Source organism: Pseudoclavibacter sp. AY1H1 (genome assembly GCF_002931055.1).
Taxonomy (GTDB): Bacteria; Actinomycetota; Actinomycetes; order Actinomycetales; family Microbacteriaceae; genus Pseudoclavibacter.
The window spans coordinates 62,823-75,856 of the sequence record NZ_PSXX01000014.1 but is presented as its reverse complement, the minus strand read 5'-3'; the positions used below and the strand labels follow the sequence as shown (position 1 = coordinate 75,856).

Annotated in this window: 11 protein-coding genes; 3 read left to right on the top strand and 8 right to left on the bottom strand. The window is 64.7% G+C overall.

Annotated elements, in window-relative coordinates; all coding sequences use genetic code 11:
- Positions 1 to 23: 23 nt before the first annotated feature.
- From C5E05_RS17325 to C5E05_RS17305, 5 genes are read right to left on the bottom strand one after another with little or no spacing between them, the layout of a single operon-like run.
- Entirely contained in the window at positions 24 to 1,001 is a 978-nt protein-coding gene (locus C5E05_RS17325) for an EcsC family protein (protein WP_258064909.1), read from the bottom strand.
- Between the two features lie 38 nt (positions 1,002 to 1,039).
- Entirely contained in the window at positions 1,040 to 4,309 is a 3,270-nt protein-coding gene (locus C5E05_RS17320; RefSeq protein ID WP_104342630.1) for a type I restriction endonuclease subunit R, read from the bottom strand.
- Positions 4,306 to 5,478, bottom strand: coding sequence for a restriction endonuclease subunit S (locus C5E05_RS17315; protein ID WP_104342629.1), 1,173 nt, complete (start codon positions 5,476 to 5,478; stop codon positions 4,306 to 4,308). Before C5E05_RS17315 ends, C5E05_RS17320 begins: the two co-directional genes overlap by 4 nt.
- Positions 5,475 to 7,097: a class I SAM-dependent DNA methyltransferase gene (locus tag C5E05_RS17310; protein WP_104342628.1), complete on the bottom strand. Its 1,623-nt coding sequence runs from the start codon at positions 7,095 to 7,097 to the stop codon at positions 5,475 to 5,477. Before C5E05_RS17310 ends, C5E05_RS17315 begins: the two co-directional genes overlap by 4 nt.
- On the bottom strand, positions 7,094 to 9,289 hold the full coding sequence (locus tag C5E05_RS17305) for a hypothetical protein (RefSeq protein WP_146081162.1): 2,196 nt from the start codon (positions 9,287 to 9,289) through the stop codon (positions 7,094 to 7,096). The genes C5E05_RS17310 and C5E05_RS17305 overlap by 4 nt, the downstream gene beginning before the upstream one ends.
- 170 nt (positions 9,290 to 9,459) lie before the next feature.
- On the opposite strand from C5E05_RS17305, the gene C5E05_RS17300 reads away from it, so the two are divergent.
- The 3 genes from C5E05_RS17300 (at position 9,460) to C5E05_RS19895 (ending at position 11,057) form a co-directional block, all read left to right on the top strand.
- Positions 9,460 to 10,140, top strand: coding sequence for a hypothetical protein (locus tag C5E05_RS17300; protein ID WP_104342626.1), 681 nt, complete (start codon positions 9,460 to 9,462; stop codon positions 10,138 to 10,140).
- A 115-nt stretch (positions 10,141 to 10,255) separates the two neighbouring features.
- The gene (locus C5E05_RS17295; protein ID WP_104342625.1) at positions 10,256 to 10,693 is read left to right on the top strand and encodes a hypothetical protein; all 438 of its coding nucleotides are present in this window, start codon (positions 10,256 to 10,258) and stop codon (positions 10,691 to 10,693) included.
- A 172-nt stretch (positions 10,694 to 10,865) separates the two neighbouring features.
- Positions 10,866 to 11,057, top strand: a complete 192-nt coding sequence (locus C5E05_RS19895; protein WP_146081161.1) for a glycine zipper family protein — start codon at positions 10,866 to 10,868, stop codon at positions 11,055 to 11,057.
- Between the two features lie 7 nt (positions 11,058 to 11,064).
- On the opposite strand, the gene C5E05_RS17290 is transcribed toward C5E05_RS19895, so the two are convergent.
- The 3 genes from C5E05_RS17290 to C5E05_RS17280 are packed head-to-tail and all read right to left on the bottom strand — an operon-like array spanning position 11,065 to position 12,988.
- Positions 11,065 to 11,340 carry a DUF1905 domain-containing protein gene (locus C5E05_RS17290; RefSeq protein WP_104342624.1) on the bottom strand — a complete coding sequence of 92 codons (276 nt, stop codon included), beginning with the start codon at positions 11,338 to 11,340 and terminating at the stop codon, positions 11,065 to 11,067.
- Between the two features lie 24 nt (positions 11,341 to 11,364).
- Complete coding sequence (locus C5E05_RS17285; RefSeq protein WP_104342623.1) at positions 11,365 to 11,964, bottom strand: NAD(P)H-dependent oxidoreductase; 600 nt, start codon at positions 11,962 to 11,964, stop codon at positions 11,365 to 11,367.
- 34 nt (positions 11,965 to 11,998) lie between these two features.
- Positions 11,999 to 12,988: a YafY family protein gene (locus C5E05_RS17280; RefSeq protein WP_104342622.1), complete on the bottom strand. Its 990-nt coding sequence runs from the start codon at positions 12,986 to 12,988 to the stop codon at positions 11,999 to 12,001.
- Between the last annotated feature and the right edge of the window lie 46 nt (positions 12,989 to 13,034).

Below are 13,034 nucleotides of genomic sequence, written 5' to 3'. Positions count from 1 at the left end.
CGGTCTGCTTGTACTTGGGTCTTCTATTGGGTCGCGGCGGTAGGGGGCGGCGTAGGTTCGTCATTGACGAGAAGCGCTGCCGGCAACGGTAGGTTGTATTTATCGCAGAGATGGCGTGTTTGGCAGTAGCGCTTCGCGTCGGCCGCGACGTTCCCCAGTACGGTTGCGTTTACTCCGGCCCCGATGAGTACCCCGACGAAGGGAACTACCTTGGCAACCTGTTGGACGGGAACTCGAGCTCCCTGCGGCCCCAACTGCTGAAGCAGTTTTTCTAGCGAGGCAATGAGCTGGTGGTTTGCTCGCAACTTCTGTGACCAGTTAACGCGTCCTGCTAGTGCCTCTGCCGCGCGCGCGGTATCGCGAAGCGGGCCTACTTTCGCTGCCTGCGCCATAAACGATCGCCGAACAAGTCTGTGGATGAACTCTTGCTCCTCCGGGTCCCTCGCGTCGTAGCCATACGAGTGCGCCGTTCGAGCAGCGATGGAGGTGCTCAAGACCTGAATGACCAGCATGTCCGCCGTCAAAGCGGCAGGTATGCCAGCAACTGGCACCATGGCCAACAACCCCATTGCCCCGCCTTCGAGGGCGCCATTCGTGCGCCACTTCAGCGTGTTTGCCGTCAGCAGGCGGTCACAATCCTTAAGATCGAAGCGACGAAGATCTTCGAAAGTTTCAATCTCCAAGCCGTGCTTTCGTGCGATATTCTCAACGATCTTGGGATTGTTCAGCTCAAGGGCCCAGTCGTTGACAAGGTCGAGAAGGCCGGTCGCCGCTTTGAGGGCAGGTTGCAGGGCATGTTCGCCCACAGCTCCACCAAGTTTGCGAATCGGCTCGGCTATCGCCTCTGGAGTGGCTTTCGCCACCCGCGATGCGACGTTTCCCGCAAAGTCCCCGGTGTGATCGATTGCTTTACTCGCCCAGTTGGGCATCCCGCGTCGGTTACCGTGGCGCGTCCAGTATTTCTGGAGGGAGACCCATGTCTGGCGGTCGTAGTTGCTCATCTGTGACGCGTCGGAGTCGTTGCACTCAAGTTGTGACGTCATCGATCCTCAGTCCTGTCCGCCCGCTCATCCGCGAACCTCGGGGCCATCGCTTCCATCTGCTCCATGACGAGGCCGATCGCCTCCGGCTGCTTGTCTGGTGGGTACTTGTACTTCATGAGCAAACGCTTGATGGAGGAGCGCAGCTTTGCGCGCACGTCGTCGCGCACAGTCCAGTCGGTGCGCACGTCGCGGCGCATCACTGCGACAAGCTCGCGGGCGATCTGTGCGAGCACGTCGGTGCCCTGCACATCCACTGCCACCTCGTTAGTCGCGACCGCGTCGTAGAACGACAGCTCATCGTTGTTGAGCGGCGGCGTGAACGACTCACCTCGAGACGCCTCACGCGACACGTCACCGGCCAGCGCCACCAACTCGGCGATGACTTCAGCAGCCGTGAGCTGCTGGTTCGTGTACTTCAACATCAGTTCGGCAATGCGCTCGGCGAAGGCGCGTTCGCGCGCCACGTTGCCACGCGTGACGACCTTCGTCTCGCCTACCAGGAGATCGCGCAGCGCCTCCAACGCGAGGTGCGGGTTTCGGGACTCCTGCGCTCTCGCCGCGAACTCCGGCGTCAGGTCCTGCAGGCGTGGCTTGTCGATGCCGGCTGCGTCATAGATATCCACGACACCGCCAGCCGCCGTCGCCGAAGCGATCAGCGAGCTCAGGAGCAGCTGCACATCCTCGGGGATCGGCTCACCGCTCGCCTGTCGTTCGCTCGCGTCGAATTTCGCCATCGTGACGCGCACGTCCTCAAAGAAACGCACCTCGTCGCGCACCTCCGCCAGGGTCGTCAGGCCAGATGCAAGTGCCCACGACCGGGCCAGGCCGCTCGCCGCAGTGCGGAACTGCGAAGCGAGTCCCTCAAACTCACCATTGTCAGAAGCGGCGTCAGGACCAGCTGCATCCATTGCCACGAACTCCACGACCCGCGGAGTCGGGTTGTTCTCCGGGCGCCGCAGGTACGACGCCGACCCCGACACGGCGTTCAGCCACGCCTTCGGTCCGCCCCGGTCGAGGGTCTCCCGCCACGGGAACCCCGACAGAAGTGACCGCAGCTGCGACAAGAACTTCTGCGCCACCTCGGCGGCTTCTTCCGTATTACGCCCGACGGGCTTCGTGTTTCGGTCGTCGACGGTGTACTCCGACAGCGCTGCCTGCAGATTGTCGACGAGCGGCGCGTACGCGACGAGCAGGCCGTCCTTTTTCTGCTTGTACGTGCGGTTCACGCGGGCGAGGGTCTGCATGAGCAGCGCCCCCTTCAGCGGCCGGTCGAGGTACAGGGTGTGCAGGGCGGGCGCGTCGAACCCGGTCAGCATCATGTCCTTCACGATGACCAGCTCGAGCTCGTCGGAGCCGTCCTTGAGACGCGCCTTGATGGCCTTGTTCTGCGACTCCCGCCGAACATGGTTCTGGATGGGGGCTGGGTCGGAAGCGTTGCCCGAGTAGACGACCTTGATCACTCCGCCATCGAGAGCATCGCTGTGCCAGTCGGGGCGGATGCTCACGATCGCCGCGTACAGGTCGGCGCATATCTGCCGGGTCGCGCCCACGATGAGCGCCTTTCCTGGTCCGCCGATGAATGGCTCCATCTGCGCGCGACGGTTTTCCCAGTGCTCGACGATGTCTCGCGCTAGCTCCTCTATGCGCTCCGGCGCGCCGTAGACGGCGTTGACGACCGCCACGGATGATTCGAGGCGTGCACGCTCTGTGTCGTCGATGCCGACGGTTGCTTCGTCGGCGGCCCGGTTGAGGTCTTCTTCTGTGAGTTCCTCGGCCCTGGTCACCTTGATGAGGCGCGGCTCGAACGCGACCGGCACCGTCGCTCCGTCGTCGACGGAGCGGGTGAGGTCGTAGATGTCGATGTAATCGCCGAACGTGTCGCGGGTATCGCGTTCGTCGAACGAGATGGGCGTGCCCGTGAATGCGATGAGCGTCGCGTAGGGGAGAGCGTCGCGCAGGTGTGCGGCGTAGCCGTCGATGTCGTCGTAGTGACTGCGGTGCGCCTCGTCGACGACGACGATGACGTTGCGGCGGTCGGTGAGCAGCGGATGCTTGAGCCCCGCGTCCTTCTCATCCTTCGAGATGGAGAACTTCTGCAGCGTCGTGAAGAGGATGCCTCCGGTGCGACGCTCGGTGAGCTCGCGGCGCAGCTGCTCGCGCGAACCGACCTGCGCGGGCACCTCGGGGAGAAGGCGGCTCTGCTTGAACCCGTCGTAGAGCTGCCCGTCGAGCTCGTTGCGGTCGGTGACGACGACGACGGTGGGGTTCTGCAGTTCGGGGCGTGCCATGACGAGATGCGTGTACAGCTCCATCTCCATGGACTTGCCGGAACCCTGCGTGTGCCAGACGACACCGGCCTTGCCGTTCGTGGTTGAAGCGTTGATCGTCGCCGCGACTGCCTTCGCAACGGCGAAGTACTGGTGCGGTTTTGCGATGCGCTTCGTGAGACCTGCAGCGTTCTCGTCGAACGCGGTGAAGTTGCGCAGCAGTTGTAGGAAGCGCTCCTGGTTGCCGACTCCGTTGAGGAGGTCTTCGAGGGCCAGCACCGTCTCGCCGTCTTCCGTGCGGTTCGGTTCGAGGGGGCGCCCGTCGTCGTCGACGTTCCAGGGCGAGAAGTGATTGAGTGGCGTGAAGGGGGTGCCGTACAGCGCGCCGTAGCCGTCGCTCGCGATGGTGAGCAGGCAGAAGCGGAACGCGAGCGGGAATTCAGACAGATATGTGCCGAGTTGGTTGCGAGCGGATGCGACGGTCGCCGCTTTCGCGCTGGGCCGCTTCAGTTCGACCACGACAACGGGCATGCCATTGAGGTACAGCACGACGTCGAATCGACGCTGATACTCGCGGTTGCGGATCGTGACCTGCCGCACGACGAGCCAGTCGTTCTCCTCGGGGCGTGTGCTGACGACGCGCAGTGTTGGCGTGTGCTCGACGCCAGCCTCGTCGTAGTAGGTGATGCGTGTGCCCTCCGTGAGGGCGCGGTGGAGGCGGAAGTTCTCCGTTATCGCGTCGGCTGAGCTCGGCGTGAGCAGCTCGGCGAGCGCCTGCTTCACATACTCGGTGGGCACGTCAGGGTTGAGGCGCAGCATCGCATCGAGCAGACGAGGGCGGGTGTGCAACTCGTCCCACGCCTCGCGCTCCCCGGTTCCGGGCGCGATCCTGTCGCCGTCGACAGGCTTCCAGCCAAGTTCCCCGAGACTGTCGACGGTCAGGAGCTCGAGGTCGTTCTCGCTGTACCCACCGCGGCCAGCGGATGCGTGCGCGCTCATACGAGGTCCTCCACGGTCTTCTCAGCGTCGCGTACGGTGAGACGGCCTGACATCAGGTGTGGGAGCAAGGCGTCCCGCGTTTCGGCCAGGGTGAGCTTTTCCCGCTCCAGCGTCAGCGCAAGCGCCCAGAGAGCTTGCATGCGCTCATCCATCGCCGCCACGTGGTGCGGCGTCGGGACTTGCACGGGTTCGTCCAAGTGACGTCGCTGGATGTGGCCCATGGTCGTGGTCTTGTCCGCAGCAATCTGTTTGAAATCGATGAGTTTCGAGCGGACGGCTTCGAAAATCAACCAAGCGGGAACATCCGCGTTGGGGAGCACTTTGAAGATGTGCTGATTAATAATCCCACTGTCCCGGAACCACCTCGCGAGCGTCAACGAACCCGACCAAGCAAACAGAATGTCGCCAGGTGCGGCCACGTGGTCTGCTGGTACTTCAGCATCCGAATAAACGGTGGAACCACCAAGGCCGCTGTTCATCTCCGCGATGCGGATAACGACTCGGCCAGTTCCCGACGCGCCTTTGGTGAGTGCGCGGCCATTGACGAAGCGTCCTAGAGAACTCAGCGGAACCGAGGCGCCATTGGTAGATGCGCTCAGGTATGACGTGCGCTGGAGGTCATCGACCGAGGCGAGAAGCTTCGAGTTGGCGGCGATCTTGTCGTCGAGCGCACCCAGCACCTGCGCGATCGCGCACTGTTCAGCAAGTTGCGGGACGCGAACACGATATGCAAAGAGATCAGCGCGGCTCAGGTCGAGATTAGTGGTGCCGGTCCCGCGCGCCTGGCAGTGGGCGCGATACTGCGGCGTGCGTAAGGCCCAGTAGAGATAATCGGCATTGATCGTGTCACCGACGAGAGTGATTCGCACTGTGTCCTGTGTAAGGCGAGCTTTGGGGAAGCCTTCCGGGACTCTGGCCACGGAACCCAAAAGTTCGGCTGCGTGGGTCACATCTTTGAGCGAGATGAAGAGGTCCCCAGGGTCGAGCAGAATCTTGTCCGAGGTTGGGCCGCCATACGTTCGGAGGTTGTCGGCCCTGAACCCTCCGTTACGCTCGATAGTGCCTAGCCCGAGAAGAACGGGGCCGGCCTGTCCGATAAACTCGCTCTTGTAGCTGTTTCCTCGCTGCAGAGTGATCAGTTCTCCTAGGGGGCGGTTGAGATCGCTCACTTCACCCTCCTCAACTGCTCGCGCACGACCGCCGCGAGGCGCTCGGATTCCGCGAACTGCGTTTCCAGCTCATCCGTGAGGCGCGCGAGCTTGGCTTCGAGCGGTTCCGCGTCCTCTTCGACAGCGGCGGCACCAACGTACCGGCCCGGGGTGAGCGCGTAGTCCGCGGCCTTGATCTCATCGATCGGCGCCGAGTAGGCAAACCCGGGCACGTCCTCATAGGGGGCGGGTTCGACGCCGTCCGCATCCACCTTGCCCCGCCAGGAGTGGAAGGTGCTCGCGATCTTCGCGATGTCCTCATCACTGAGGGCACGCTCAGCGCGGTCGACCATGTGGCCCATGCCACGCGCATCCAGGAACAACACCTGACCGCGACGGTCAACAGACCCGCCCTTGCCTGCGCTCTTGTCTTTCGCGAAGAACCACACGCACACGGGAATCGCCGTCGATCGGAACAGCTGCGTCGGCAACGCAACCATGCACGACACCAGGTCAGCTTCAACAAGCTGCGCGCGGATCTCGCCCTCGCCGCCCGAGTTGGACGACATCGACCCGTTCGCCATCACCACACCACCGGAACCGCCCGGCGCGAGCTTCGACACGATGTGCTGCAGCCACGCGTAGTTGGCGTTGTTCTTCGGCGGCACCCCGAACCGCCACCGCGGGTCGGACTCGTTGCGCACCCAGTCCTTGATGTTGAACGGCGGGTTCGCCATGACGAAGTCGGCCTGCAGATCTGGGTGGATGTCCCGCGCAAAAGTGTCACCCCACCTGGACCCGAGGTTCCCGTGCAGGCCGTGAATCGCGAGGTTCATCTTCGCCATCCGCCACGTGCGCTCGTTCAGCTCCTGTCCGAAGACGGAGATCTCGCTGCCCTCACGGTTGTGCGAGGCGAGGAACTTCTCCGCCTGCACGAACATGCCGCCCGACCCGCACGCCGGGTCGTACACGCGACCATGATCAGGCTCCAGCATTTCCACCAGTACTCGAACGACACCGGCCGGCGTATAGAACTCGCCACCCCGCTTGCCCTCTGCCTTCGCGAACTTTTCCAGGAAGTACTCGTACACCTCACCCAGCAGGTCGCGGGCCTTCGTCTGCCCCTCACCCGTGAAGCGCGACGAGTTGAACAGGTCGACCAGCTCGCGCAGGCGACGCTGGTCGACGTTGTCGCGGTTGAAGATGCGCGGCAGCGTGCCCTGCAACGACGGGTTGCGGCGCATGATCATCTCCATCGCCGCGTCCACAAGCTCACCGATCGACTGCTCCGCCTCACCAGGTGCCGGTGTGAAGCCCTTAGCGTTCTGTGCGAGAAACGTCCAACGGGCCTGCTCTGGCACCCAGAACACCCCGCTGCCCAGGTATTCGTCGGGGTCCGCTGCGATCTCCTCGATTGCCGACACCTCATACCCCTCCGCCTCGAGCTCGGCGAAGATCTGTCCGCGACGCTCCTCGAACGCATCCGATACGTACTTCAGAAAGACCAAGCCCAGGATGATGTCCTTGTATTGCGACGCGTCCATCGACCCGCGGAGCTTGTCGGCCGCCTTCCACAGCGTGTCCTTCAGCTCCTTCATGCTCGTCGGCGCGTTCGCGTCCGCTTTGACCTTCGCCATCATCGGGCCTCGTTTCTCTCAGTGTTCGATATGTCTGTTCCGGCGAGCGGCTTCGCGCCCCGCGAGAGGTGGTCTTGTTCGATGCCCTCGGCTTCGGGGAGGCTCGCGTCGGTCAGCATGCCGCCCGTGATGCCAGCGGTCGCCAGCTTCTCCCACTCCGCGAGTGAGGCCAGAGCCGCTTCGAGCGCGGCTCGGGCTGCGTTCGCCGTTTCCAGCGTTCGTTCCAGCAGTGGGCGAGCTTTCGGGACAGCACGGCGCACGCGCCACTGCATCCAGTCCGTCCCGTCGGGTGCCTGCTGTGTGATCTCCAGAGCAAGTGCTCGGGGCAGGAGTCCCGCCGAGTCTGACTCGTTGATCCGCAGAATGCGTGCCGGAGCCTCGACCACGGAATATCCGTCCGAGTCGACGAGCGCCAACGGCCTCGGCGAAGTCGCGAACACGACGTCGCCCGGCTCCGTCAGGCGGGAGCGTGGATGCTCGCTTGCAAGATCGAACGGATCCACTCGACGCGATCCTGGTCGCATTTCCCCAAGGAGCTCCGCGAGGCCGAGCACTGTGGTGCCACTCGATTCGATCGCGCTGGGCGAGTGGCCAGCTCGCCGGTCTGATCGGATGGGAACCACAAGACGGGTGCCCTGTACCAAGCGCACGTGCCCATCCGTTCGCAACCGGCCCAGTGTCGCTGAGGGTAGTGCCGCCGGGGCAGTCTCAGGTGCCAGCTCAACGGTTCGGAGCAGCTCCGCTTCCCCGGAACGCCTGCGCACCGCGTCCGCGAGCTCAGCAAGTCTCGACGCGGTCGAAGCCGCCTGCGAGGGGGCAAGCTCGACCGGGCGAGCCGCATGCGAGAGCTCTTCAGCTGACTCCGTCAAGGCTCCACGGCGAGCGAGAACCAATGGGAGCGACGCGGGGCGAAGGTAGGTGAAGGCGCGTGAGCGCAAGGCCCCTGTACCGCCTGAAACTGCGAGAAGGTCGCTCGCGAGGGCTGCCGCATCAGCGGAGTCCAATCGCAGCGAAATTGCTCGACCACGCAGGTCAGCGAGACTCGTCCAGCGGCGGTCTGCGTCCTGATCGTCCTGAGCGGTCGACACCAGCCACATGGCGAGTCTGCGGCGCGGAGCGCGAGGGTCGATGCCCTCAGGTAGGGCCACGACCGCGCGAACGCGGCCCGTGCGGAGCAACGCCGCACGTTGAGCAGTTTCACTCGGGGTCGCCAGCGCTGCGGTCAACAATGATGCCGCACCGAGAATCAAGAGGACGTCGCCCGGTGGGCGCTCAAACGCGCTTTCGAGGTCGGTCAACGCAGCCGTCGAGGCTAGGTCCACGATGCGCACGGTTGACGTGGTGGCCCGGGAGTTGCCCCGCGAGGTCTGTCCGTCCGCGACTTCCTCCGCGTTGCCGGCCGGGCCAATCCATAGCTCGCGGGTCGCGGCCTGGCGGCGCGAAGCCAAGGCCTGATCTCCCTCAAAGCGGTAGGTGACTGACGCGTGCTCGGGGACCTGCTCGCTGGCGGCCAGTGCGAGCGTGCACGCCATGGCCCCATCCGCATGCAGCACCAGCGAAGAAGTGTCAGTCGCCTGGGAAACAAGGAGCTGTGCAATCAGCGAGGCAAACCATGACTGCGCCGCCCTATCGATCAACGGTGGCTCCCGAGACACGCGCACACGCTCTTCAACAACTCGGTCCGCAGCGCGCGCCGTGCTGAAAGCCGCGTCGCTGAGCTCGTCGGCCAGCGATGCCAGCTCAAGCGTTTCCGCGTCGCCGTCAAACAGCGTGCATGCGTCTGGGAAGAGATCGGTCGCAAGCCGGCATCCATCGGCGAGGCCCAGGAGCTCGTCTGCTGACCTACCGCCAACGTCTTCCCCAGTAACGGCTCTGAGCGCGAGCAATGCGAGCAGCCGATCTTTGCCCATTGGCGTCTCCACGACACGGGCAATCGAGAACGCAGGAGAGTCGAGCTCTGCCTCGACGTTGTGCCCGTGGCCTGTCTCCCGTAGCCACTCGGCCACTGCCGTGCGATCAAAGAACGGACGGCGCGCACCCGACCGTTGCCCGGGTTGATGAAGATCAGGGCCACCGGTGGTGGGTGGAGGGAAAGCGTTCGGCCCCGTCTTGAAACGGCTGCGCCATACCGAGACCACGGGTCGTTGAACACCCGCAAGACGAGCAACGTCGCCGAGAGACATGAGGTCGTGCATGCGCTGCTCCTTCCCGGTTGGGCTGATGACACGAGCGTAAGCCCAAGGTCGATCATCGCTAAACCAAGCTGTGATAACCCGGGTTATCGTCAAATTGTAAAATTGAGGTCTTCACTAGCTCATTCTGAGTTCATTCGCGCCACCCTGGCGCCACGACGTGAGGAGCTAACGTGCACAACACCACCCACAAGACCACCATCCTTCGTCTCGCCTTCGCGGCTAGCCTCGGCTTTAGCCTGCTGGCCGTGACCGGATGCACGACCGAAACTCCGGAGTCGCAGGCACCGACCGCATCCAGCGCTGCGCACCGAAGCCCGGCGTCAACGCCACCTGCCAGCGTCACACCGACAAGCGAGGCTGCTGAAACAACGAACGGCGAATTCGGGCCTGTCGAGACCAACGACCGAGGCAATCTCGTCAAGCAGATCGGACAGCTCGCCGGTCTCACCTCCTCGAAGAAGGACGACATCTCCGTCGCGAAGTTCGTCGTCACCGACATCATTCCCAACTACACGTGTGACGCGCCGTACTCCTCGACGCCAGCGAGTGGGCAGTATGTCGCTCTGCAGATGAACGTCGAGACGATGCCGGAACTCGTCAGCGAGCCCTACCCGTCCGTCAGCTTCAGTGAGTGGGCATGGCAGGCATATGACGCCGAAGGCAAGCGAGTCAACGACGTCATGGGCAATGGGTACAGCTGCATGGACCAGGCGCAGCGCCTGCCCGGTGAGATCGGCCCGGGGCAGAGCGTCTCCGGCTACGTCGTACTCGACGTGCCGATCGGGACATCATCGGTCGTACTCGCACCGCATGCGCCAACGGGCTGGGAGTGGGCCGTGCCTACCAGCTGAGCGGAGCACCGCGACCGTCTGTCTTCATGAGAACAACCAGGAGGAACCTCATGTTCACCACCACCAACACAGCGACGCCCGAGTTCGGGCTACCGAGTACAACTTGGAGTCAGCCATGAACGCATCCGAGTGGATCGCCCTGGTCTCGGCGGTCGTCGCCGCAGTTTCGCTGGTGATCGCGTTGGACGCCAACCGGCGCGCGATCCAGGCCAACCGCATCTCCGGTGAGGGCAACGAGATCGCGGAGCTGTCGCTCGAAGCGCAGCGGCGGGCGCTCCCTCCTGAATGGACAGCGCTGCAGTCAGCCGATGGGAGCAACTTCACTCTCGCCAACCAGTCTTCGAAACACATCGAGGTGCTGAGCTTCACCGCGGACCCACCCGAGTACGACGGACTCGTGAGCCTTGATCGTGATTGCCCGTTCGTCGTCGAGCACGGTGACGCGTTCAGCGTGAACTCGATCCGCACTATGGCGGGTGGTGCAGAGCGATTGCTTCTCAGATGGCGCTACCAGGGCGAGCTTGAAGAGCATGAGACTCAGCGGCTCCTTTGAAGGCTGTGCCGTGCGCGGGCCGGAAGCAGTGTCGAAGACACCGCTTCAGTGGTGGGGTGACGACCCGATCGAATGCCGCAGCGCGTGGGAGGCCCTGGAAATTGCGCTCACCGGCGGGCACAACGGTGCATAGCCAGGGTTCGCGACAGAAACTCTGCGTACCGTTGCCTGCATGACGGAACCGGAACGCTCGGAAGGCTCAGGCATGAAGTCCGCGAACGCGGTTGGCACCGGGATCGCGCTCGGCCTGCCGTTCGGCGCGGCGATCGGGATGCTCCTGTTCGACAACCTCGCGCTCGGCGCTGGCCTCGGGATGCTCGTCGGCATCGTCATCGGCGCCGCCTACCAGGCGAGATCGAAGTAGCGGGGGCCTATTTCCCCGGGAGCCGCCCGATCACCACGTCGACGCGGTCGCCGACGTCCTTCTTGAGTTTTTTCCTGAGCGCCGCGCTCACCGAGATGAAATGGTCCCCCTGCCCGGTCGGCATGAGCGCGGAGGTCACGGCCACCCCGTCGACGGTCGTGTCGGCCTTCACCGACTTGCCGGTGCCGAAGAACTCCTTGGATCCGGGCACCTCGATGACGGACCAGGAGGGCATCCATTCCGGGTTCACGATTTCACCACTGAAGACGAGCTTGTCGGTCATGGGGGTGAGCGTAGCCCGCTCGTGTCAGACCTTGCTCGGTGCTCCGACCGCCGCGGCTACCGTTGCGACGGCGGCCTCGAGGCCCAGCTTCACCGAAGCCGAATCCTCCGACTCGCGGATAAACGCCTTCGCCCCGCGCGACATGCCGCAGTAGTCGAAGACGCCGTGCTCGATCTGCGTGCTGAATGACTCCTCGTAGCCATGCCGCGCGAAGGACGCCTCCGAGAAGCCGGAGACCGGCAGCAGGTGCGCCGTCAGATGCCCGAGCTTCCCCAGCACGCGGCCGTCGTCGCCCAGCTCGAAGGCCCACCCGGTGATGAAGACGCGGTCGATCCACCCCTTCAGCAGCGCCGGCATCGACCACCAGAAGACGGGGAACACAAGGACGACATCGCTCGCGCGGTCGAGTCGCGCCTGCTCGGCGAGCACGTCGGGACCTGTGATCGCCCCGCCCTTGTAATCTGCGCGGTCGCGCGCGGTGAACCGCGGGTCGAAGCCCTCCTGCGCGAGGTGCGCGAGCTCCACCTCCACGCCGTCTGCTTCGAGGCGTTCGCGCAGCTGCAGCGCCGCGGCGTGGGTCAGGGAATCTTCGTCGGGATGCGCGGTCACGATGAGCGTAGGCATCCGATCATTCTCGGGGTCCCACCTCCGACCACGCTCAGGGACGCCGGCTCGCCGCTGCAAGGCGCTCGGCGAGAGCCGTGGATGCTTCGACGAGCTGCTGCGGGCCGAGCACCGTGAAGTCGGCATCGAACCTCGTGATCGACGCGAGGATGCCGGTCCACGACCACGAGCCGAGCAGCAGCCGACAGGAGGAGTCGTCGACTTCGGTGACCACCGCATCCGGCAACCACTTCGCGGCTTCGCGCGCTGGAACGCGGAGGAGCAGGTCGCCCGTGCACGGCCACCGGTCTTCCGCGCTCGAGCCTGTGAACCGCGCCGCGAGGAAGGCGGCGGCGTCGCCGCTCGGCAGCTGCCGCTCCTCGAAGCGGGCGCCCAGCTGGCTCCGCGGCACGATCCGGTCCACTCGGTAGACGCGCCACACACTCCGGTCGAGGTTCCAGGCGACGAGGTACCAGCGCCCGTTCCGTGCGAGCACCGTGTGCGGTTCGACCCGCCGAGGGGGCGTCGGGGTCGCCGCGCCGACGGCGACGTGCGACGAGCCGCCCGCATAGTCGAACCGCAGCACGCGGTGCTCCTGGGCCGCTCGGCTCACGAGCTCGAGCACGTCTGGGTCGACGAGCTCCCCGGCCCGCGCGCCGGCCGACCCCGTGAAGCGGATGCCATCGACCCGGTGCCGCAACCTGGACGGCATGACCTGTCGCACCGTCTCCAGGGCACGCGCGGCGGCATCGTCGATGTCGACCCCCAGTGCGGGCGCACCGCGCAGTGCCACCGCGATCGCGACGGCCTGCTCGTCGTCGAACCGCAGCGGTGGCAGCTCCGAGCCGGCCGCGAGGCGGTAGCCGCCCGCGGGCCCTTTCCATGCCTCGATCCGATAGTCGAGCTCGCGCAGCCGGTCGATGTCGCGGCGAACGGTGCGCGGGGTCACGTCGAGACGCTCGGCGAGCTCCAGGCCCGACCATTCTCGCCGAGTCTGCAATAGCGACAGCAGGGTGAGGATGCGCGAGGAGGTTGCCGAGGTCATGCGATCAGTGTCCCCCGAGTAGAGGACCGAACCCGTCCGCTACTGC